Raw genomic sequence first — 23,320 nt, 5'->3', positions numbered from 1 at the left:
AGCGGCAAGGCCGTCGAAGCTTGTCCGCAATGGAAATGACTGATTGGCGAGGAAGCTCGCCGGGAGAAGCCGATGTCCGAGCATGGAGTCCGACTGGAATGGACTGTCGATAAGCACCACGAGCGAGAAGGGACCTATAGCCGGGACCACCGCGCGATCATCAGCCCGACGGTGACGATCCCTGTCTCTGCGGCTCCCGATTATCTCGGGAACGAAAGCCTGGCCGACCCGGAGCAGTTGCTCGTCAACGCGCTCGCGAGCTGCCACATGCTGTACTTCCTTGCGCTCTGCGAGGGAAGCGGGTACGCGGTCGAATCGTACTCCGACAACGCAGTGGGGAAAGTCGAGAAAAGTGCTGACGGATTTCACTGGGTATCCGAGATCGTGCTTCGACCGCGCGTGACGTTCCGGTCCGAAAAGCAGCCGAACCTTGCGCAACTGGAGCGACTGCATCACCGCGCCCACAAGGGGTGCTTCATCGCCAATTCGATCAAGTCGAAAGTGGACATTGAACTCGGCTGAGTTCTGACAGGGAAGTGCCAGCAGCAAATCAACAACCGCAAACAGGAGAGTGAGATGAAGAAGGATGGTCTGGTCGTGGTCGCAACCGTCGTGGCTCGAGCCGGTAACGAAGACGTGCTGCGCGAAGCATTGAAGGAGCTGGTGCCGTATGCGAAGACGGAGCCGGGGTTCATTCAATACGATCTCCACGAATCGACCGAGACGCCGGGGCAGTTCGTTTTCTATGAAGTCTGGGAAGACGAAGCCGCCCTCGAAACCCATTCGAATACCGAGTTCGCGAAGGCGTTCGGCGCACGGGCGGGACAATGGATCGAATCCGTCTCGCTCAGCAAGTTCCGGAAAATCGCGTGAATCCCGCGCGAACACCCGAGCAGCATCGCGTGTTCGCGCACTGAAGGAATCCTGTAGGCAGCGTCATGTTAAGCATTGATTTGAACTGCGATCTCGGTGAGAGCTTCGGCGCGTGGAGCATGGGCGACGATGCGGCGATGCTCGACATCGTGACGAGCGCAAATGTTGCCTGCGGTTTTCACGCCGGCGATCCGGTGGGCATCTATACCGTGCTGCGTGAAGCGGCGCGGCGTGGTGTTGCCGTCGGTGCACACGTCGGCTATCGCGACCTGGTGGGCTTCGGGCGTCGCAACATGCAGCCGTCACGCGAAGAGTTGATGGGCGACGTGATCTACCAGATCGGCGCGCTTCAAGGGCTCGCGAAGGCGGCGGGCACGTCAATTCGCTACGTGAAGCCACACGGCGCGCTGTACAACACGATCGCGCGCGACACCTACCAGGCGGCGGCCGTCATCGACGCGATTCTCGCGATCGATTCCACGCTCGTGTTGATGACGCTGGCCGGTGCGCCGATTGCGGATCAGGCGCGCGAAGCAGGCATCACCGTAGTCAGCGAGGCGTTTGCGGACCGTGCGTACAACGGGGATGGAAGTCTTGTGAGTCGCCGCTTGGAAGGTGCGGTCATTCACGATCCGACTGCCGTTGCGCGTCGCATGTTGCGGTTCGTGCAAGAGGGTGTCTTGACTGCAATCGACGGAACGGACATTACGGTTGATGCGCAGTCGATCTGCATTCACGGAGACAACCCGTCGGCCGTTGCGACCGCTCGTGTGCTGCAGACGCAACTCACCGCGCGCGGCGTTGCGCTTCGGCCATTTGCCAGTGCGTGCGGGGGAGGGAACCGTGCCTGAGCAGATGCGCATCCTTTCGGCTGGTTCTACCGGCGTCCTGGTCGAGCTTGGAAGTCTCGAGACGACGCTGGCGCTCCTCGACAGGCTTCTCGCAAGCGAAGTGGACGGTGTCGACGAGGTCGTCCCGGGCGCGCGTACCGTACTGGTTCGCCTCGATCCGGCTGTCGTCGATCGCGCGGCGCTGATCGAGCGGCTCGGGCGGCTGGACGTGTCCGTTCGCCGGGAGCGCGGCGGGAGCATGTTCGATATCCCGGTTTCCTACGGCGGAGAAGATCTGGGCGAGGTCGCCGAACTGTTGGGATGGTCCGTGGCGGAGCTTGTCCAGCGACATCTGGATGCAGTCCACTCGGTCGCGTTCACCGGATTCGCACCGGGGTTTGCGTATATGACCACCGACGATCCGGGATTCGATGTCCCCAGACGTAGAACCCCCCGTGTGCGTATCCCGGCGGGTTCGGTCGCGATCGCGGGGAAATTCAGCGGGATTTATCCGTCCGACAGCCCTGGAGGCTGGCAGCTTCTCGGCACGACGCAAGTGCCCATGTGGGACGCGACGCGCCCGCGTGCGGCATTGCTCGCGCCCGGTGATCGGGTCCGCTTCCGCGATGCGAGTAAAGGTGCGGTCGTTCCGGTATCGGCACGACTGGAGCCGACGCGGGTGCGCCGGGTTTCGGGCAGCGGCATCGCGGTGACGCGTGCGGATCGCCCAGTGCTGTATCAAGATCTCGGCCGACCCCGTCAGGCTGACCAGGGTGTCTCCGTGTGTGGTGCCGTCGACCGCGCCGCGCTACGACTCGCGAACGCCTGTGTTGGCAATCCCGAGCGTAGCACCGTGCTCGAAGTGACGTTCGGCGGTCTTTCGCTGGTGCCTGATCGTCCGGTGACCCTGGCTGTAACGGGGGCGCCGTGTCCGATTTCGATTCGCGACGCAAATGGCCGCGTGACGGTTGTCCCCCATTCGCGTCCGTTTGCCGTCGATGCGGGCGAGGAAGTCTCGCTCGACATTCCCGGCCGCGGCATGCGGAGCTACGTCGCACTGCGTGGCGGGTTTGTCGTGGAGCGCACGTTGGGGTCCGCGTCGACCGATACGCTTTCGAGGATCGGCCCGTTGCCGATCGCCCGCGGCGATGTTTTGGTTCCGGCCAACGAGGCGGCGACGTTCGTCGAGCCGGAACCTCTGGTCGGACGGATGCTCCCGCGTGCTGGCGACGTCATCGATGTCGACGTCGTCCCGGGGCCTCGCACCGACTGGTTTACCGACGATAGCGTCGCACGTTTTTTCTCGCAGGAATGGCGCGTCACACCCGAGTCGAGCCGGGTCGGCATGCGACTGTCGGGCGACCTGGCGCTGGCGCGGCGCGACGACGCGGAGCTACCGTCGGAAGGCACGTTGTTCGGATCGATTCAGGTGCCGCACAGCGGCCAGCCGGTGGTGTTCCTGACCGATCACCCCGTCACCGGCGGGTACCCGGTGATTGCCGTCGTCGCGGCCCATCATCTCGGCATGCTCGGGCAGATTCCGATCGGCGCCCGTATCCGCTTCAACCCGATATCCGCATTCGATCCGCAAGTGAAGGAACTCGTTCGATGAAGAAGCTGCTCATCGCCAATCGCGGCGAAATCGCCATTCGCGTCATTCGCGCCGCGCGCGACTACAACGTGACATCGGTCGCAATCTACTCGGACGCGGATGCCGGTTCGCTGCATGCCGAATTGGCCGACGAAGCATACGGGCTGGGTGCGGGCCGCCCGGCGGAGACCTATCTCGACATCTCGAAGATTCTGGCGATCGCCCGTCGCGCCGGTGCCGATGCGGTCCACCCGGGCTACGGCTTCCTGTCCGAACGCGCGGAGTTCGCCCAAGCGGTAATCGATGCCGGACTGATCTGGGTCGGCCCGTCGCCGGCGGTCATCACCGCGCTCGGCGACAAGGTGCAGGCCCGGCGTATCGCATCGAAGGTCGGCGCGCCGCTGGTCAGGGGATCCGACGGGCCGTTGAACAGTGCGTCCGACGCGGTCGCCTTTGCGCGGGAAGTTGGCCTGCCGCTGGCGATCAAGGCGGCGTTCGGGGGCGGCGGCCGCGGCATGAAGATCGTCCGACGCATCGAAGACGTCGCGGAGATGTTCGATTCGGCCGTCCGCGAGGCGACGGAGGCGTTCGGCCGGGGCGACTGCTACGCCGAACAGTTTCTCGACCGTCCGCGCCATATCGAGGCGCAGATCATGGCCGACCATCACGGCAACACCGTCGTGCTCGGCACGCGCGACTGTTCGCTGCAGCGCCGAAACCAGAAGCTCGTGGAAGAGGCTCCCGCGCCTTTCATCACCGTCGAGCAGCGCGCGCGCATTCATGACGCGGCGCGAAGGATATGTGCCGAGGCCGGCTATACGGGGGCGGGCACGGTCGAGTTTCTGCTTTCTCAAGACGGGGTCATCTCGTTTCTCGAGGTGAACACGCGGTTGCAGGTCGAGCATCCGGTGACGGAGGAAACCACCGGTGTCGACATCGTGATCGAACAACTGCGCATCGCGGATGGCCTTCCTGTGTCGATTACGGCGACGCCGGAGCCCCGCGGTCATGCGATCGAATTCCGTATTAATGCGGAAGATCCGGGTCGTGGTTTCTTGCCGACACCTGGCGCGATCACGCGCTTTCGTCCGCCCGCAGGTCCCGGTGTGCGGCTCGACTCCGGTGTCGAATCCGGCTCGCAGATTCCGGGACTGTACGACTCGCTGATGGCCAAGCTGATCATTACCGGCGATACGCGCCAACAAGCGCTCGCTCGCGCCCGTCGTGCGCTTGCCGAATTCGATATCGAGGGAGTGGGTTCGGTGCTGCCATTCCATCGGGCGGTACTCGAGGAAAAGAGCTTCAGCGGCGAAGATGGATTCAAGGTTCATACCAACTGGATCGAAACGGAGTTTGGCGGGGTCGAACCTTCCGGACGCGTCACGCCGGCTGAGGGCGGGCTGCTGAAAAGCTTCATCGAGATCGATGGAAAGCGTCACACGATCGGTCTGCCTGCGTCGCTGTTTGCGAATGTCGGCGTCCCGCGAGCATTCGACGATTCGGCGAAGGCGGAAGCGGGCGCCGACATCGTGACGGCGCCGGTTCCTGGAACGCTGCAGAAGTGGCTGGTGGGGGAGGGTGCGACGGTGGCCGAGGGCGATGCCGTCGCCATCATGGAAGCGATGAAGATGGAAATGCGTGTCGTCGCACCGAAAGGTGGTCGAATCCGCATCCATGGGGAAGCCGGACGTCCGGTCACGGCGGGCGAAAAGATCGCGGTTATCGAGTAAGGAGCGAAGGGGACATTGAATCGAATTTGAGTTGTCGAGATGTAGAAGGTGTACGTCATGTGATTCGGGATCCTGAGTGACTGGCGAACAATCAAATTGATGTCGGAAGAGTCAAGGAATCGGCTGAGTGCGTCACGAGTACGACAGCCTTATTGGAGGAAAACCGTGAAAAAACTGAATGTCGCTCTGGTGGGCACTGGCTTCATGGGCAAGGCCCACTCCATCGCTACTGCCGTGGTGCCGATCCTGTTCGGCTCGCCGGTGGAAATCGAACGCAAGGTCGTGGTCGACATCGACGACGAACTCGCACGCAATGCAGCTGCGCAATATGGGTTCGCCGAGCACGCGACGGACTGGCGCGAAGTGGTGTCGCGCCCGGATATCGACATCGTCGACATCTGCACGCCGAACGACACGCACGCGGCGATCGCGATCGCCGCCGCGAAGGCGGGCAAGCACGTGATGTGCGAGAAGCCGATGGCCATGACGGTAGCCGATGCGGAAGCCATGCATGCGGCCGCGAAGGAAACGGGCGTGGTCACGATGATTTCGTACAACTATCGCCACACGCCGGCGCTGCAGATGGCCAAGCGGTTGATCGACGAAGGGCGTATTGGCGAGATCCTGACGTTCCGCGGCTACTACCTGCAGGACTGGGGCGCGGATCCCAGCACGCCGCTGTCGTGGCGCTTCAACAAGGAGAAGGCCGGCTCGGGCACGCTTGGCGATATCGGCACGCACGTCATCGATGCGGCGCGCCTGCTCGTCGGCGAGTTCGAATCGGTGAACTCGATCGTCAAGACCTTCATCGCCGAGCGGCCGCTGCCGGCGGGCCGTTTCTTCGGCCCGGCAGGTCAGGCATCGTCGGAGAAGGGCAAGGTCGACGTCGACGACATGGCCATGACGATGATCAAGTTCAGCAATGGCGTGTGCGGAACGATCGAAGTGACGCGCAATGCGTGGGGCCACCACAACCAGCTCGGCTTCGAAATCCACGGTACCCGTGGCTCGATTGCGTTCGACTATCAGCGCCTGAACGAACTGCGTGTGGCGTTCGCGGACGATCCGTCGGACGCGTTCGGCTTCCGCACGATCTACTCGGGCCCGCATCAACCGTTCGGCGACAAGCTGTGGCCGGTTGCCGGGATGGGCCAGGGCTACATCGATATCAAGTCGATCGAGTGGTACAACTTCCTGCAGGCCATCGCCGGGAACCAGCCTGCCGCGCCGAACTTCGAGGACGGCGTCCAGATCGAGCGCATCGCCGACGCGATCCTCGTGTCGGGGCAAAGCGGCGTGTGGGAACACATCCAGCAGCCGGCTCGCGGATAACACGGCCGCCGCCTGAAGTCGTGCGGAGGCGGTGAGCTCCTCGGTGAGTGGCGAATCGGTAACGCGGCTCGTCGGTAATGGATCCGGCGAGCGCCTCCTCATCTGCGGCCAACGTCGAAGCATCACCGTCCCGGCGGCGAACTGCGATAGATCCGGATGCGGCCTCCACTACGGCCGCGTTCGAACGATAGCGTGTCAATAGATCGGAGGCAGGGGATGACCTTGGCAATTGGGGTGATCGGTGTCGGCGTAATGGGATCGGAGCACGCGCGCATTCTGCGTGAGGAGACGTCGGGTGCGGAGTTGGTCGCGGTCTGCGATGCCGATGAAGGGCGCGCGCGGACCGTGGCGGGCGGCGCGAGAGTCTATACGGACCCGCGGCAGCTGATTCGCTCCGAGCATGTCGACGCCGTTCTCGTTGCCGCACCGGACACGCTGCACGGCGACCTCGTACTGCAGTGCATCGAGGCCGACAAGCCGGTTCTGTGCGAGAAGCCGCTGGCCGGTACGGCGGCCGAGGCACTCAAGGTCGTCGACGCGGAAATTGCGAAGAGCCGACGGCTGGTCCAGGTCGGTTATATGCGTCGTTTCGACCAACCGTACATCGAGATGAAGCGTGCTGTCCGGGAGGGCGACATTGGCGCACCGGTTGTCGTGCACAACGTCCACCGAAATCCCATCGCGCCGGACTGGTTCAACGGCCCGATGTCCATCACCAATGCGTTCGTTCACGAAATCGATGCAAGCCGCTGGTTGCTCGATTCCGAACCTGTTGGCGCACGTGTCTACAGTGCTGGAAACGGCGATCCGCTGGTCGTCGTGATGGAAATGGCCGGCGGCGTAATCGTGTCGTCGGAGGTGTTCATGAATTGCCAGTATGGCTATCACGTGCACGTACAGGTCGTCGGGCGAAACGGAACGATCGAGACTGCTCCGCCCGGATGTGTCGGCAGGAATGCCGGCGGCTACGGCATGACGGCCCATGCCGGAAACTGGATCGACCGATTCAGGTCGGCCTATGTGAAGCAGCTCAACGAGTGGGTCCGATCGATCGGCGCCGGCACGTCAAGCGGTGGTGCAAATGCCTGGGATGGCTATGTCACGACGGCAGTCGCAGAGCAGATCGTCGCTGCGATGGGGCGCGGAACATCATTGACGTTCGCGGCCGGGCGTTACCGTCCGACGATGTACGCGTAGTCATGCCAATCCGCGGAAATGCAGAGGTTTGCGCCACTCAGGAGGAAAAATGATCAGAATTGGAATTCTCGGATGTGGGCGCATTGGTCAAGTTCATGCACTCGGTATCAAGCAGATTCCATCGGCAACGCTAGTCGCGGTAGCTGACGTCAACGAGAGCGCCGCAGCGGCCTGTGCTGACCGATTTGGGGTTGACGCACGCGATGCATCGGACATTCTCGAAGGGAATGACATCGATGCGGTGGTGATTGCGACACCGTCATCGACGCATTTCGATCTCGTTCACGCGGCGGTGGTTGCGCGAAAGGCCATCTTTTGCGAGAAGCCCATCGATCTGTCGTCGGAGCGGGTAAGGGCATGCATGGATGCCGTCGAGAATGTGGGCGTGCCCTTCATGACGGCGTTCAACCAGCGGTTCGACCCGCACTTTGGTGAGTTGGCGCGTCGCGTGCACGAGGGTGAGATCGGAAATGTCGAGACCATCACGATCACATCTCGTGATCCGGCGCCGCCGCCGCTGTCGTATCTGAAGACGTCCGGTGGTCTCTTTCGCGACATGATGATTCACGATTTCGACCTCGCGCGATTCCTGTTGCAGGAAGATCCAGTGCGAGTGTTCGCCACCGGATCGGTGCTGGTTGAGCTGTCCATTGCGGAGGTCGGCGACGTGGATACGGCGGCAGTCATCCTGACGACGAAGTCGGGGCAGATCTGCCAGATCTCGAATTCGCGCCGCTCGACCTACGGCTATGACCAGCGACTCGAGGTTCACGGATCGCGCGGCATGCTACGTGTCAAGAACGTTCTCGAGTCTCAGGTGGAGCATGCCACGGAAGTCGGGTTCGCCATGCCGGTCGCGCAACCGTTCTTTCTCGAGCGCTTCGGCGCCTCCTATCTGGCCGAAATGCGCTACTTCGTCGACACCGTGTCGGCAGGAAAAATGCCGCAACCGGATGCCGGCGATGGCCTGAAGGCCCAGTTGATCGCCGATGCGGCCACGCTTTCGTGGCAGCGCGGGCAGCCGGTGGACATCGCTGGCTGATCGACATGACCGGCATGGGCAGGCCAGCCGGTGGGCATTTCACACATATCGGGTGCTCTCATGAAGATCGGTATCATCGGCCTCGGCAACGTAGCAGAGTTGCACGGAACGGCTCTCGCCGAAATGGATCCGCAGTTGTTTTGTGGCGGCTGGAGTCGCACTTACAGGAAGGCACTGCAATTCGTCGACAGGTTCGGGGGGCGCGCATACGAAACCGTTGACGAACTGCTGGGCGACAACGCGGTCGATGCGGTTGTCGTGTGCACGAATACCGCGTCGCACTTCGACATGGCCAGGCGTGCGCTACTGGCAGGCAAACACGTATTGCTCGAGAAGCCGTTGTGCGCGCAGGCGACGCAGATTCGCGAGCTTGCGGAGATTGCACGTTCGCAATCGAGGATCTGCATGCCTTCCCACAATTACGTCTATGCAGAGAGCATGCGGCGACTGCGTGCGCATGTTGCTTCCGGGAAACTGGGAAGGATCGTCAGTTTCTGGGCGATCTACAACAAGCAACATGACGCTTCGATCGGCGCGCCGGATCTGACGATGCGCGAGCTGATGGTGCATCACGCGTACTGCATGCTGTATTTCGTCGGTCGCCCGTCGTCGGTATTCGCGACCGGTTCCAATGTGCACTTTGACGATCCGAACGCCGACGATCAACTGGTGATCACCGCGGAATATCCTAATGGAACGATTGCGAATCTGTGGGGAAGCTTTTCAGCCGACGATCGCAGTCGGGAGCCCTGGTCCGTCTATTTCAAGATCATCGGCTCCGACGGAAGCGGCGTGATCCCGTGGGATGTCACGAAGTTTGGCGACGCGAGACTTCCGTTCTGGGATGACGCGACCTACTGGGACAGCTTTCTTCAGGTCGAAAGCTTCTTCGTGAACGAATGCGTCGCGAAAGGTACGACCCCGTTGTCGACGCTCGACGACGCATATGACGCAGCCGTCGTGCTGGATGCGGCGCGTCGGTCTCTGCGCGAGCGGAGCGCCGTGCCGGTCGTCTACGGTTCCTGAGCAACGCATAGAGGCAAACATGATCAGATATGCTGTTGTAGGTGCTGGATGGATATCGCAAGAGGCGTTCATGCCGGCTGTTGCCCAGACGGGAAATTCGGCGATCGGCGCGTTGGTTTCCGGAAATCCTGACGGCGCGCGGAAGCTCGCGAGATTCCACGGCGTCGATACGATCGTCGGGTACGACGACTACGACCGGATGTTGAACAGCAATGTCGTCGACGCGGTCTATATCGCCGTCCCCAACCCGCTCCACGCCGACTATGCGATTCGCGCAGCGCGAGCCGGAAAGCACGTATTGGTCGAGAAACCGATGGCGACCAACGTCGCGGATGCCGAGGCGATGATTGGGGCGGCAGCCGAGGCCGGCGTGTTGTTGAGCACCTGTTACCGCTTGCATCACGAGGCAGGGACGATCGCGGCACTGGAAGCGATCCGGGAAGGCCGCATCGGTGATCCGAAGTACTTCTGCGGGATGTTCGGATTTCAGTCCGCGACGGGCAACCACCGGCTGGACAGCAAGAACTGGGGCGGCCCGCTTCAAGACATCGGGATTTACTGCGTCAACGCGGCGCGGCATGTCTTCTCCGACGAACCCGTCGATGCGTCGGCGATCACGACGCGCCGGCCCGGAGATTCCCGCTTCTCGGACATCGACGACGCCATTGCTGTCACGTTGCGTTTCCCTCGCGATCGAATCGCGCAGTTCTATTGCAGTTTTGGCACGGCGTCGATCGATATGTACAGGGTGCTGGGAACCGAAGGGGACCTGACCATGGAGCCCGGTTTCAGGTTCGAAACGCCGACGCGAATGGTACTGAACGCGAAGGATGCTTCGGAGACGATGCATTTCCGGCACTGCGATCACTTCGGCGGGTTGATTCAGCAGTTTTCCGAATGCATTCAGAAACGCAGCAAGCCTGCGTCGAGTGTCGAAGAGGGCCTGGCTGACCTGAGGGCCTTGCTGGCGATCGAGGCGTCTGCTCGCACGGGAACGGTGGTGTCCATCGAACCGACGCGTTTCGTCCGCCGAAACCTGACGCTCGATGATGTGCGCGCCGTACCGAGAACGGAAAAGCGGCTGCTGTTGTAGGCGTTCAAGTCGAGAGAACTTGCGCGACACACTATCCGAGGCTCGCTCGGCGTGCCTCGAATTCCTGTCGCGGATGCAGATCCGTGGCGCGAGACTTAGTTGTAGCCGAGGATCGATACCGACCGGAGATCGGGCCGATCGGGAACATTCGCCGCGATGGAAGACATCGGTTCACGCAGAAGGGCGGTGTACGGAGAGACGTTTCGCTGGTCCGTGGCGGGTACGTTTCGATGGTTCGTGCGGGTGACCGAGGCAGCGTTGAGAAGGGCGGTGCCGAGAACTTTCCGTAGCGTCATGGGGCGAGGGTCCAGATATATCCGTCGTTTCGAGATTCGCGGTTTGCCGAATGGCTTTCGCACTCTACGTCATAAAGAAGGAATGCGAATAAATAATAGGATCGGAAATGATCTTGAGCCAACGAGAAATTCTGCACACGGCTGTCAACATTTTCCTGACAAGCAGAGACGAACGTAGCGATGTTCGACGCCAATGTGCTGTCTTCGCCGTGTTGACTCGAGAAGATCGACGGACGCAGGCAGGTGTTCTGTGGCGTATGACGGGACGGAAACCTGCATCCTCGATGGTGAGGCAATGAATACACGCTTTCTGGAGACGTTCGTGACGCTCGCGCAACAAGGCAGCTTCCGGGCTACGGCGCGTCTTCTTCATACTTCGCCCGCGACGATATCGACACGTATCAAGGCGTTGGAAGACGAGTTGAGGACCGAGCTCGTCGATCGAACGGCGGCGGATTTTCGTCTCACCCTGTCTGGGCAGAGCTTGTTGACGCTGGCGATGAACGTGGTAGACGCGACTCGTGCGCTCAAGAAGGCAGCCGGTCTCGATCTCGCGTTACGCGGACCGATACGTTTCGGCGTGATAGACACGATTGTTCACAGCTGGCTTTCCTTGTATGTGACGCAGTTGAGGGAGCGCGTCCCGGGCTTGGTGGTCGAGCTGACCGTAGATTCGAGCCCGGCACTGAACAAGAAAATCTTGCAGGGCGAGCTCGACATGGCTGTCTGCGCAGAGGTTGTTGGGAGCGACAAGGTCACGTCGAGCAGGATTGCAAGCTATCCGGTTCGATGGATTGTCAGCCGGGAGCTGCTTTCCGGTTCGGACATGGATCCGGTTCGCCTCGCCCTGGCGCGGCCGATACTGACATTCGGAAGGGGCACCACGTCGCACCTGGCGGTGGAACGCATCGTCCGAACACTGGCCGGTGGAGCCGGCATCCCGGACGAGGCGATACGCATAACCTGTGCCTCTTCGGTCGCTGCGATCGTGCAATTGGTGCGTGATGGATACGGTGTCGGGGCAGTCCCGCACCTGTTCGTGCACGACGAACTGGAGAACGGGCGAATCGCCGAGCTCGCGCTGGAGCCGCAGCCGCCGTCGATCGACGTGTCGTTGTGCATGCCGGTCAATGCATCACCGGCCGTCGTAGCGGCAGCCGACGCGGCCCGGGATGTGTGCGCTACATACTGCCGAGGAAAACCGGAGACGCTGATTCGGGCCGCGTGACCGATCATCCCGATTGAGGTCGTTCGGGCAGTGGGGGTGTACCGATTGACTTTCGGATTATGGTCGCCGGCGGGTATATGACTTCCCTAGTATGATTCGGCGGCGCGTTGCGGTAGCCTGTCCCATTAGGTATCAGATGTTAGTCTGGTGCGAATTTCATGCTCTCCGCTCGTGAGGCTTTCGGTTTCGGTGCTGGCGCACTTGTCGGGCCGCTGATTTCGGGCGATCGGCGCTCGCGCTCATCCCTACCGGCAAAGAGAATTGGCGATGTTAGTCGAAGTCAGCAAATTCAGGGAATCGCAGGAGTTCGCTCTTCAGACCGTTAACTTTGCACGGTCGATGCTCAATTGTTCGGCCGCCGTGTTCACATGGCTCGATTCGCACGACCAGCTATTGCCGCACACCCAGATGGGATGGCCCGAAGAGACCATCAAGGACTATTACACGGTATTCGCCTCGGCCGATCCGCTGAACGTCTATCGTCTGATCAAACAGCGTGCGACCGTAGTGACCCTCAAAGGGGCAAAGCGCGACGACCAGCACTCCAGTTGGTCGGATTACCAGCGGAAGTACGGGCTCGTGGACGAAGTCGGGTTCCTGTTTTGGGCGGGAGATACGCCACTAGCATGCCTCTCCGTCATCAAGAAGCAAGGCGATAGCCCGTTCTCGACTCCCGAACCCTTCGGACAGATGTACGACTATATGCAGCACAGCTTCTCGATGCTTGCGTCCGTCAAGAAGGTCCAGGCAGACCACGCGCTGCGAAACGAGTATTTCCTGACGGAGCGGGAGCTCGCAGTCGCGTCTCTGATGACCGCCGGCCTGTCCAACAAGGATATCGCCGAGACGCTGGGCATCGAGCTTGCCACCGTCAAGTCGCATGTCATTCGAATCCTGGGCAAGCTGGGCATCGAGAGCCGAACCCAGCTTGCGGCATTCTCCGCCGACCTGGGCACACCGACCACGAAATAGCCTGGGTGCACCGGGGCGGTGCGTTCGTCCTCGTCACCGGTTGCATCAATGGAAATTTTTCTCATCCTTTGGATGGACGAGCGGCGTCTTGGCCATACATACAATGGTTTCAAGGCCGCCGGACATCATTCAGACGGTCGTAACGCTCGCATTGGTTCATGCCTGTTGCGTGGCCTGACAGCTCACTTCATCGATCACGATCTTCAACCTTGAGGATGGTGCGCGTTACACATGGCTTGAGCGGCGTCCGGCTGTCAATTCGCATAACGAATTAACTTCCGATGCGTGACGGGTGTTTGCCGAGTGCCGGTTGATGGTGGACCGTCTTCGGTCCAGCTCGCCGAACTGATAGAAATTCGTGATCTGCATGCATCGAGAATCACAATTGGACCTCGTCTAATTGGCGCAAGACGATGCATGCACGCGAATCCTGGAAACAGAAAGCGCACGATTCGCCGGCTCAGTGAGCAGCGCACGTGCTGGTCAAAGTGAAGTCAAGGAGACGTTTCAGTGAATGATTATTCCGGGCGCGTGGTTGTCGTAACCGGTGCTGGTTCCGGCATGGGGCGAGCAATGGTTCGCGAGTTCGTTTCGAGAGGGGCGAACGTAGCCGCACTCGACATCAATCTCAAGAATGCCGTTGCCACCGTCGAAGCGTTGGCGAATCCGTCGATGGCGTACGCACATCAAGTGGACGTCAGCGACCCGCGTAGCGTCGAGGCCGCTGTCAAGGCGGTGATCGAGCGTTGGGGGCACATCGATCTTCTGTGCAATAACGCCGGCATTCTGGATGGACACGCGACGGCTCACGAGGTGAGCGTCGAAGAGTGGGACCGCGTCATTGCCGTTAACCTCACGGGACCGTTCCTGATGGCCCGAGCGGTCATTCCGCAGATGCTGAAGCAAGGCAAAGGGGCGATCGTGAACACGTCGTCCACCTCGGGCTTCAGTGCTGCGGGTGGCGGGACCGCCTACACGGCGTCCAAACACGGTGTGATCGGTCTGACTCGACAACTCACGTTCGAATACGGCGCGCGCGGCATTCGCGTCAATACGATTTGCCCGGGCGCAACCGCAACCCCGCTGGCGATGTCGGAGCACACGACGGCGAATTCGCCCGATATGGAGGCGGCCCTTCAGAAATTCCCGGCCCGCCGCTGGTGTCAGCCGGAAGAAATTGCCAAGCTCGCTGCGTATCTGGGCGGCGACGATGCCGACTTCGTGCATGGCAGCGAGTACGTGATGGACGGCGGCTGGCTTGCTGCTGCCCGGGATCCCTTCTGAGCGGGCGTTTGGCTACACGCGTGGCGCGGCGCAGGTGCCCGCGCCTGCACATGTCGGTGGAACAACAGGAGCTTGTGAATGTTTTCGAATCGTGAATGGCCGGAGACCGGCATCGAAGGTTTCAAGCGGGGCTTTCAGACGGTTGATGGCGTGCGGATGCATTATGTGAGCGGCGGCAAGGCGGACGGCGACGTGCTGGTTCTGATTTGCGGTTTCCCCCAAAGCTGGTATGCGTGGCGCAAGGTTTTGCCGCTGCTTGGGGATCGGTACCGTGTTATTGCTCCGGATCTTCCCGGGCAAGGTGACTCGGACCGTCCCGCGGGTACGCTCGACACGGTCAAGGCCGCCAGGCTCCTTCGTGGCCTGGTCGAGAAACTCGGTGTCGATCGACATGCACTTGTCGTACACGACATCGGTGGATGGGTCGGTTATCCCTATGCGGCGATGAATGGCGACAAGGTCACGGCCCTCGCGATCCTCGACACGGGTATCCCGGGCATCAGTCTTCCGGATACGCTGCCGTGGGCTTCCGACGTTGCGTGGCGGACGTGGCACGTCGCATTCCACAACATCCCGGATCTTCCCGAAGCGCTCTTGGCCGGCCGCGAGCACATCTATCTCGAGTGGTATTTGCAACGGAAGGCGGCAAACCCGCAGGTGTTCTCCCAAGCGGACTTCGAGGAATACCATCGCGTGTTCCTGACGAATGGCCTGAAAGGTGGCCTCGCTTACTACCGTGCTATCTCGGTGTCGGCCGAGCAGAATCGCGAATTGAGCGCGAAGGGCAAGCTCAAGATGCCGGTTCTTGCGGTCCGTGCAGATCAGGGATCAATGCCCGACCTGGTTCCGCAGCTGCAGCAGGTCGCGGCGGACGTTCGCGGCACGATGGTCGCTTCCGGACACTATATCCCGGAAGAGGCGCCCGAGGCGCTTGCAAAGGAACTCGAGAGTTTCTTCGGCTAGTACGAGCGGACAAGCCGGCGCCGCTTCTGACGATCCAGCCAGCGTCTGGAGAAATCCGTCGCCCGGTTCGAACGGGTATGGAGCGCGCGCCGCATGCTGCCTAGCGATGTCAGTGCGTCGTGGGCGCTGCACTCCGTTCGACGAGAGATTGTTGATCTTGAGACGGAAACGGCTGGTATCGAAGCAATTCGATAGTTTATTTGATCAGTATTCCTAGTGAAATTAACTTTGGTGATTTGGGGGGGGGAATGAACAAAAAAGTCATTGCAGTCGCCGCACTGAGCATCGTAGCTTACTCGCAAGCAAAGGCTCAAAGTTCCGTGACGCTCTATGGGATCGTCGACACGGGTGTGGGCTATGTGCACAACAGCGGCGGACAGAGTTCGCAAGTAAGGATGTTGCCCAGCAATCTTTCGGCTTCCCTGTGGGGATTGAAGGGAACGGAGGATCTGGGTGGCGGGCTCTCGGCCATCTTTACAGTAGAGAGCGGCTTTGACGGCACGAACGGCGCGCTTGCGACACCGGGCAAGTTGTTCAGCCGACAAGCGTTCGTGGGCATTTCGAGCCAGTACGGCACCCTGACGTTCGGTCGTCAGTACGATCCGCTGACCGACCTCGAACAGCAGTTGACCGCCGATGTCTACAGCGGCTGGTTCGCTACGCCGGGTGACGTCGACAATTACGACTCGAGTGCTCGATTCAATAACGCCGTGAAATGGGTGAGTCCGTCGTGGGGCGGCGTTTCGGCCGAGGTCATGTATGCGCTCGGCGGCGTCGCTGGATCCACGGGGTCGGGGCAGACGTGGAGCGCAGCAGTTGGCTATCAAAGCACGTCGTTCAGCGTCGGCGGCGGCGTTCTCCACATCGACAACGGCAACGCGACGTTGGGCAATCGCGGCACTTCCTCGTCCGACTCGCTGTTTAATTCGCCGGTGAATGCGGCTTATGCGTCAGCCCGGTCGATCAATATCGCCCGGATCGGTGCCAATTACGTTGCGGGCCCGTTCACGGTGGGCGCGGCGTATGGCTATGCCCAGTATTCGGCCGATTCGGCATCGACGTTCACGGGGTCGGAGAAGTATCACAACGGTTCGGTCTTTGCCCAGTATCAAGTGACGCCTGCGTTCCTGCTCATCGCCGGCTACAACTACACGCGCGCACTGGGGGATTCGTCTGCCAAGTACCACCAGGTGAATATCGGGGCCGACTACAGCTTGAGCAAGCGCACCGACGTCTATGCGCTCGCAGGGTATCAGCATGCAAGCGGGCAGAACGGGCAAGGCGCCGCCGAGGCTTCCATCGGGTCGTACGGAATTGCGGCGGGCAAAGGTACTCAGGAAGTTGTAGCCGTCGGCCTGCGGCACAAGTTCTGAAGCAATCTGTATGAGGCGCCGCGGACCGATACGAGGGTGATTCCTTCGTGAGTTCCGCGGCGCCGCGTTGCTCATTTTCCTGACACGAAGGTATTGGGATTTCTGTATGCCGGCATCAACTCACTCCGATGATGATTACGCGTCCAGTCCGGTTCCTGAAGATGCAAGGACCGGTTGGCAGGGCATATTCTTCGCTACGTTAGGTATTGCGACCGCGCTTTTCTTTGCTCAGATTGCGTCGATCATTACCGTGAGGTTTGGCGTAGCAGCCGCGCTGATCGGACTGGCCTACGGATACTGCGTTTCGACATTCGTCGGTGTGCTGCTCGTTCGTCGATCCATTCAGACAGGGTTTGGCATCAATATCTGGGCCAGAACCGTGCTCGGATATCGTGGAGCGGGATTATTCAGCCTGGCCTACGGAGTGGCCTGCCTCACTTACTTCGTCGCAGAAGCCAACATCATGGGGGCTTCGCTACAGGCTCTCTTTCCGCAAGCTCCTCATGCGTTGATATACATCTGCCTTGTCTTCGTCATGTTGCCGCTCGTGTGGTCGGGCATGAAGGTTCTTGCAAGATTCCAGACGATGAGTCTGGTGCTGTTCGTTGTGTTTGTTGTGTGGGCGATAAGAAACGCGCTTGATGTTCCCGTGGCTGGCGCTCCGCTCCCGGAGATTCGGCTTGCGGCAGCCCCCTTCACCAGCCTGCTTGAAGTATTGGGCATCGTTAACGGTCTCGCCTTCATCATTGGTCTTGTGACGGCCGACTATGCAAGATTTGTGCGCAAACGGGAACTCCGAGCAGGGACGGTGTTTGTTGGCGCGTTGTTTCCAGCGTTCTGTTACGGGATCACCGGGATCTTGGGGATCTGGTTCGCTGTCCAGATGCGGGAAAGCAATCCTGGCGTCTATTTCGTTTCGTTGCTGGGTGCGGGGGGGATCATTTTCGCGTGTACGACGCAGCTCAGAATCAATCTCGGGAACATCTACTCAGGCACCGTTGCTTTCGTCAACGCACTCGAGCATCTATTTGGCGTTTCCGTCAGCAGAAGAGTCGTCATCGTTGCTTTCTGCGCGGTTGCGGCCGCTGTGCTGATTTCAGATGGTACGCACTTGCTCGCGAGTGCCCTGAACTATATCGGTATGTCCATGGCTTGCTTCGTCACGTTGCTTCTCGTCGATCAGTTCTGGGCTGGACGATCCCGAGATGTGCCCGATGTCATGCCTCAAGTGATCAAGAACTGGCGATGGACGGGATTGAGCTCATGCCTGATCGCAACCCTATGTGGAGTGTGCATCGGTAACGCATCGCTCTTCCCATCGTTGTACCAGTGGGCGACACCGGTGTCGGTGCTTGTCCAGGTGATCCTCTTTGTTGGTATCGAATCGTACTGCAATCGACGAAGGGAACTGTCGTCACATGCTGCCTCGAGTTAGAGGGACCACTTGAGAAACGGACCTGTTTTCTGGAGCGCTAGGCTACCTGACGCCAGCAAAGGTCACTTTCGAGGAAGGTTTGAGAATGCGGAAGCGCTTTACGGACGAGCAAATCATCGGCTTCTTGAGAGAGGCCGAAGCTGGCGAGGCGGTCCAGTATCTGTGCAGGACGTACGGTTTCAGCGATACCTCCTTCTACTCGTGGCGGGCGAAGTTTGGTGGCAACGACGGCGTTGAATCGCAAAGGTTGAAGTACCTTGAGGGCGAGAATGATCGACTAAGGAAGCTATTGGCGGAGGCCTTGGCCAAGCAAGGGGCATCGGGTATCGCTAGAGACGATGTATAGATCGTCCACGTCGCCTGGGTCGTCGTCGTTCCGATGTCGTTGTGATTGGCGTCGAGCGATCCGGCGTGGACTTGAACAGATCATGATGCTTCACGCTTTGTCGATTGTAACCACCTCTGCGCTTCAATGTCCGGTTGGCGCGCAGACCTCAGTAGTGGACCCAACAGGGAACCGAGTCATGCGAAAGATATTCCTGCGATCGCTGCATAGCCGTCATCCGATTGACTCAGCGGAGGTCTCTGCTTGTCAGACGGATTCCGATGCTGGAATCCGTAACATTGAGTCAGACCGAAGCAGCTTCGTTACGTACTACAGCCTCGGACAAGTGGTTGCGCACCTGCGTTTCGACGCGCGGCATGGAGAGCAGAGTCCGGCCGAGCGTAGCCGAAAGTAAAAAAACCGGTCCAACGTCAGATCACGGCATGGAAGCGGCCACCGCGAGAGTACGCGGTGGAAACGCCACTGAACGTGCCAATTCGGCCCCGATCTCTCGTCTGTACCTTTGACGAAGCTGTCGAAACCATGGCGTGTCAAGCTGATGGTATTGCGAAAGCTTGCAGGCTCAGCGGGCCGCGTGCGTTCGTATGGTGCCTGGAGCGGGGCGCACGTCGTTTCGACGGCCTGGTTGAGGGCGGCGTCGGTTCGCCCCGCCTGCAACTGAACTGCAATGGACCGCACGCATCACACTTCGCTTCCACGAGGCGGGACTGCAACGGTCAATCCGCGGTTATCGAGTGCAGAAATGACGCGACTTGTGACCGCGTATTCAATCCGAGCTTTGCCAGAACCCTTCCCACGTGCGTTTTGACCGTCACCAGCTCGATCTGGCATTCGTGGCAAATTTCCTTGTTGGAAAGTCCACTCGCAATCAAATTGGCGATCGCTAGCTCGCGGGCTGTCAATAGATGTTGCTCGGTGAGTTTCCGATTGCGTCGATGGGTTTTTATTGAATCCAATCCGAGAAGGTTGTACTGGATATAGCTATGCATTTCCTGGAGTACGGATTCATTGTCGAGCGTTTTGTCGTGTCTGCCTTTTAGAACATTGAGAAAAGCGATGGCTCGGTTGTCCTGCCAAAAGACAAAGGCGGCCTCGTCCACGAACCCGTACCGCGCCATAAACTGTGCGTATGGGATGTGGCAATCTCTAAATCTATTGTCTGCGATCTTTCTTAGAGTAACGACCGAAGATCTGTTTGATAAAAGGAAGTCGGGGGAGATCGGATCGAACTCTCTGAAGTCTCGGTAATAGTCGCGAATCATCACGTCGCCGAGGCCGTGTTCCGTGCACGGTGGAATCTTCTGGGTAGCGTCAAACCAGGTAAAGATTGCGGCAGACGATTCCAGAAGGGTTTGGGAAAACGCAATGGTCCGCTTGGCGAAGTCCTTGCAATCGTCGTTCAGATGATATCGCATGGTTTATCCAAGTGGAATAGACAAAGGATCCTTTTCCGAACCTGTCTGACGGAGGCTGGAACGCTGGCGGCCTACGCGAAAAGGCTGCTAGCGCGATGTTCGACGATTGGATGCAAGAACCGAGCCAAGGCGACTGGCGGGTCACACGCTCCCGTATATGGCGACGGTGGCGACGAATCCGGCCAAGTGCCAGGGTGCCGTAGAGGTAGAAGCACGATCTGGAAGCGCGTCATTGCACGTTGGTCGTGCATGGCGCACCACGCGCGATCGGCGCTCCATCTTGAAGCGACGCATAGATACTTTCGGAGGATGTTGGCCAGAAATTCGCTGAATATAGTTCGACTACCAAGTCAACGGGTTCTGCGGTACACGCATCACAGTGCGATACCGAGAGAACCGCGTACAGAAAAGAGGTGGCTCGAATGAAGACAAGCGGTTACATGGCGATTGCAGAGAAGGGAAATAAACTTACCGGGAACATGGGCGCCTTTGGGCTTGCGCTGAGCGTTCTGGCTTTTTCGGCCCCTCTCACGACCGTATCGGGATATGTGCCGGTCGCGTTGATGTATGGCGGTGCAGCCAGCCCTACCATCTTCATCGCGACGATGGTTCTGCTGATGCTGTTCTCGCTGGGGTATCTGACACTCAACCATGCTGCGAAGCGACCAGGCGACTTCTACGCATTCATCACGCATGGATTGGGCAGGAGTGCCGGGCTTGGAGCCGGAATGCTCGCCACGATTACGTACTTCATCATCCTTGCCGGTGTTCCGGCGTATTTTGGCGTTGCGTCCGCTGATCTGCAGCGGACGCTCACGGGATGGGCATTCCCCTGGTACTACTTTACGCTCGCATGCTGGCTTGCCATCGCGATTTTCGGATATCTGCACATCGAAGTATCCGCGAAGTTCCTGACTTGGGTAATGGTCGCCGAAGTCATCGTTTGCATCGCGTTCTGCACTGGAGTTATTGGCAGCAATCCCCCGAGCGACTTGCCGCCGAACGCCATTTTTTCCCCATCCGGATTGTTCAACGCGAACAGCCCGTTTGCCATGCTGTTTGCCGTCTCTTTCTTTATGGGGTTCGAGGCGACAGCATTGTTCCGTGATGAGGTGCGCGACCCGGATAGAACCATTCCGCGAGCAACTTATGGTGCGGTTATCTTCATCGGTCTGTTGTATACGTTCTGCGCATATGCACTGATTCGCGTGTATGGACACGACGTGATCTCCGTCGCAACGCAATCGCCCGCCACCATGTTTCAGAATGCCTTCGACAAGTTCGTCAGTGCGCGGATGCGCACGCCGGTCGCGATCCTGGTTTTGACCTCGGCGTTTGCGTCCAGCTTGTCCATTCATAACGTGCTGACGCGTTATCTTCACAACCTCGGCATCGACGGCGCATTTCCGCAGTACCTGAGTGCGATCCATCCGAAGCATTTGTCACCGCACCGCTCGTCCGTTACGGTTTCGACGCTGACGCTGCTTGTTCTTCTGCCGTTCATCGTGACCGGGGCCCAACCGGAATTGCTTTACGGTCGACTGTCTGGCGTCGGTACCGCAGGAGGACTGATCCTTATGACCGTCGTGAATGTTTCATGTCTCGTCTGGTATTTCCGCGAGGGGCGGTTCATCGGTGCAGGCGTTTTCAAAGCGTGTGTTGCGCCCGGCATCTCCGCAGTCCTGTTTGTTGCGCTCGTCGTCCTCGTTGGCAAGCACTTCGAGCTTCTCGTTGGCGGCGAACCGGGCCAAAGCACGTGGATGCTCTATAGCCTGTGCGCAGTGCAGATTTTCGGGATGGCATTGGCCGTTTATTTCAGGAAGGCCAAGCCGGAAGTGTTCCGGCGGTTGGGGCGCAATCGTGACGTCGAGCCGCGAGATGGTGGCACGGACGACGAGGCCGTTCTCGCCGTCACGCAATGACATATCCATGCTTCGGATGTGAATCTCGATAGCTTCGGCTTCAGTCGCGAAGCAACTCGGCATCCGATTCATCTCCGTTTCAAGAGACCAGTCCAGGTACGTTCATGCGCATCATTAATCCATCCATTGCCGTTGTGGGAAGCGGACCGTCCGGGTGCTACCTGGCTCAATCGTTGATAAAGGTTTGGCCGGATTCTGCAGTGTCGGTGTTTGAATCGGAGCCGGTACCATTCGGTCTGTTGCGTTACGGCATCGCGGCCGATCATCAGGGTTCGAAATCCGTGGCGATGCAGTTCGATCGTCTGTTTAGACGCGATGGGGTCAATTTTTTCGGGAATGTAACTATCGGAAAAGACCTGTCGTTTGAGCGATTGACAGAGAGTTTCGACATTGTGGCGCTCGCGACTGGTTTGGCAACGGATTCGGTACTTCCGGTTCCACAACACCCGAAAGCAAACGTCGTTGGGGCAGGCGAAATACTGCGGGCGCTGAACGGCTATCCCGAGCCTCGGTTGCCCCATGACAGAGGGCGATTTTGCTCCTTGGGTGAATCGTTGGCGATTGTCGGGCACGGGAACGTCGCCATAGACGTTGCCCGGTTGCTGGCCAAACGCATCGAGCAATTCGATAACTCCGATATCGACGACGAGCGGCTATCGATGCTTCGCTCGAATCATCTCGAGCGGATTCATCTTGTCGGAAGATCCAGCGCAGGCGACGCGAAATTTGACCTTGCCATGCTGCGTGAACTTTGTGATCTGGGACATGTAAAGGTATCTGCATCGGGTCTTTCGGACGACGATCAGAGCGAAAAGGCACAAGTGCTGCGGAATGCCGCGAGGCGCATCGTATATGCCAAACCGCTGGTGGAAATTGTTTTCCACTTCGAATGCACGCCGGTGCAGGTCGACGCACTGCTGACGAAAAGCGTTTTGCGCGGACACTCGAAAGCGGAAGGTATCGTGAGTTTTCACGTCGACACGATCGTTACTGCGATTGGTTTTACGAACGAGGTCGGCGATATCGGCGCGCGATGCGGGCCGTGGCGTTCGTTCAATGTATTCGAGGTCGGTTGGGCGAAGAACGGCGGAAAGGGCGGGGTTGCCGCGAATCGCAGAGACGCACAAGCCGTGGCCGCGCAGATCGTTGCGATGGTGCAAGACGGAGCGCTGCCGATCGGCCGGCCTGGACTGGCCGCGCTCGGAGACCAGTTTCCAGCCGATTTCGTGAATTACGCCGGCTGGCTGGAGGTGGACCGGTATGAACGGGATGCGGCGGGGCCGAACAGGCTCCGCAAGAAAATTGCAGATCGCAGGCGCCTGCTGGAAGTGGCAAGGCAGATCGTGAGCGTGGGGTAATCGTCTAAATATGA

The 23,320-nt window shown here is 59.6% G+C and carries 19 protein-coding genes and 1 pseudogene; 19 read left to right on the top strand and 1 reads right to left on the bottom strand.

What is annotated here, in order from left to right:
* Window positions 1–72 precede the first annotated feature (72 nt).
* From HWX76_RS01665 to HWX76_RS01585, 17 genes and pseudogenes are all read left to right on the top strand, one after another.
* The gene (locus HWX76_RS01665) at window positions 73–522 is read left to right on the top strand and encodes an OsmC family protein (protein WP_050011211.1); all 450 of its coding nucleotides are present in this window, start codon (window positions 73–75) and stop codon (window positions 520–522) included.
* A gap of 54 nt (window positions 523–576) precedes the next feature.
* Window positions 577–873, top strand: coding sequence for a putative quinol monooxygenase (locus HWX76_RS01660; protein WP_050011210.1), 297 nt, complete (start codon window positions 577–579; stop codon window positions 871–873).
* A 65-nt stretch (window positions 874–938) separates the two neighbouring features.
* Window positions 939–1,724 carry a 5-oxoprolinase subunit PxpA gene (locus tag HWX76_RS01655; RefSeq protein WP_050011209.1) on the top strand — a complete coding sequence of 262 codons (786 nt, stop codon included), beginning with the start codon at window positions 939–941 and terminating at the stop codon, window positions 1,722–1,724.
* Window positions 1,717–3,315: an urea amidolyase family protein gene (locus HWX76_RS01650; RefSeq protein WP_124660024.1), complete on the top strand. Its 1,599-nt coding sequence runs from the start codon at window positions 1,717–1,719 to the stop codon at window positions 3,313–3,315. The genes HWX76_RS01655 and HWX76_RS01650 overlap by 8 nt, the downstream gene beginning before the upstream one ends.
* A complete protein-coding gene (locus tag HWX76_RS01645; RefSeq protein WP_050011208.1) occupies window positions 3,312–5,024 on the top strand; it encodes a biotin carboxylase N-terminal domain-containing protein in 1,713 nt (570 codons plus the stop codon). Before HWX76_RS01650 ends, HWX76_RS01645 begins: the two co-directional genes overlap by 4 nt.
* A gap of 165 nt (window positions 5,025–5,189) precedes the next feature.
* Entirely contained in the window at window positions 5,190–6,356 is a 1,167-nt protein-coding gene (locus HWX76_RS01640) for a Gfo/Idh/MocA family oxidoreductase (protein WP_048985716.1), read from the top strand.
* Window positions 6,357–6,572: 216 nt separating this feature from the next.
* On the top strand, window positions 6,573–7,553 hold the full coding sequence (locus tag HWX76_RS01635) for a Gfo/Idh/MocA family oxidoreductase (protein WP_050011207.1): 981 nt from the start codon (window positions 6,573–6,575) through the stop codon (window positions 7,551–7,553).
* Window positions 7,554–7,602: 49 nt separating this feature from the next.
* Window positions 7,603–8,595, top strand: a complete 993-nt coding sequence (gene iolG / locus HWX76_RS01630) for an inositol 2-dehydrogenase (protein ID WP_050011206.1) — start codon at window positions 7,603–7,605, stop codon at window positions 8,593–8,595.
* Window positions 8,596–8,655: 60 nt separating this feature from the next.
* Window positions 8,656–9,621, top strand: coding sequence for a Gfo/Idh/MocA family oxidoreductase (locus tag HWX76_RS01625; protein ID WP_124630502.1), 966 nt, complete (start codon window positions 8,656–8,658; stop codon window positions 9,619–9,621).
* Window positions 9,542–10,714 (top strand): Gfo/Idh/MocA family oxidoreductase, encoded by a 1,173-nt coding sequence (locus tag HWX76_RS01620; RefSeq protein WP_321177361.1) that lies wholly within the window; start codon window positions 9,542–9,544, stop codon window positions 10,712–10,714. Before HWX76_RS01625 ends, HWX76_RS01620 begins: the two co-directional genes overlap by 80 nt.
* Window positions 10,715–11,305: 591 nt before the next feature.
* The gene (locus HWX76_RS01615) at window positions 11,306–12,238 is read left to right on the top strand and encodes a LysR family transcriptional regulator (protein ID WP_050011390.1); all 933 of its coding nucleotides are present in this window, start codon (window positions 11,306–11,308) and stop codon (window positions 12,236–12,238) included.
* A gap of 267 nt (window positions 12,239–12,505) precedes the next feature.
* Window positions 12,506–13,210: a LuxR C-terminal-related transcriptional regulator gene (locus HWX76_RS01610; protein WP_060067741.1), complete on the top strand. Its 705-nt coding sequence runs from the start codon at window positions 12,506–12,508 to the stop codon at window positions 13,208–13,210.
* A 510-nt stretch (window positions 13,211–13,720) separates the two neighbouring features.
* Entirely contained in the window at window positions 13,721–14,494 is a 774-nt protein-coding gene (locus HWX76_RS01605) for an SDR family oxidoreductase (protein WP_048985709.1), read from the top strand.
* Between the two features lie 78 nt (window positions 14,495–14,572).
* Window positions 14,573–15,457, top strand: coding sequence for an alpha/beta fold hydrolase (locus HWX76_RS01600; protein ID WP_089489203.1), 885 nt, complete (start codon window positions 14,573–14,575; stop codon window positions 15,455–15,457).
* 248 nt (window positions 15,458–15,705) lie between these two features.
* Window positions 15,706–16,830, top strand: a complete 1,125-nt coding sequence (locus tag HWX76_RS01595) for a porin (RefSeq protein WP_050011200.1) — start codon at window positions 15,706–15,708, stop codon at window positions 16,828–16,830.
* Between the two features lie 106 nt (window positions 16,831–16,936).
* Window positions 16,937–18,265, top strand: a complete 1,329-nt coding sequence (locus HWX76_RS01590; protein WP_124630501.1) for a hypothetical protein — start codon at window positions 16,937–16,939, stop codon at window positions 18,263–18,265.
* A gap of 85 nt (window positions 18,266–18,350) precedes the next feature.
* A pseudogene (locus tag HWX76_RS01585) lies at window positions 18,351–18,569 on the top strand (transposase); the annotation flags it as partial.
* Window positions 18,570–19,327: 758 nt separating this feature from the next.
* On the opposite strand, the gene HWX76_RS01580 reads toward HWX76_RS01585, so the two are convergent.
* On the bottom strand, window positions 19,328–20,026 hold the full coding sequence (locus HWX76_RS01580; protein WP_050011198.1) for a LuxR C-terminal-related transcriptional regulator: 699 nt from the start codon (window positions 20,024–20,026) through the stop codon (window positions 19,328–19,330).
* A gap of 422 nt (window positions 20,027–20,448) precedes the next feature.
* On the opposite strand from HWX76_RS01580, the gene HWX76_RS01575 reads away from it, so the two are divergent.
* On the top strand, window positions 20,449–21,948 hold the full coding sequence (locus tag HWX76_RS01575) for an APC family permease (protein ID WP_050011197.1): 1,500 nt from the start codon (window positions 20,449–20,451) through the stop codon (window positions 21,946–21,948).
* Between the two features lie 104 nt (window positions 21,949–22,052).
* Window positions 22,053–23,306 (top strand): hypothetical protein, encoded by a 1,254-nt coding sequence (locus HWX76_RS01570; protein ID WP_063772873.1) that lies wholly within the window; start codon window positions 22,053–22,055, stop codon window positions 23,304–23,306.
* Window positions 23,307–23,320: the final 14 nt, after the last annotated feature.

This window comes from Burkholderia sp. BCC0398 (assembly GCF_902833245.1).
Classification (GTDB): Bacteria; Pseudomonadota; Gammaproteobacteria; order Burkholderiales; family Burkholderiaceae; genus Burkholderia; species Burkholderia sola.
This window is presented reverse-complemented; position numbering and strand designations above follow the sequence as displayed.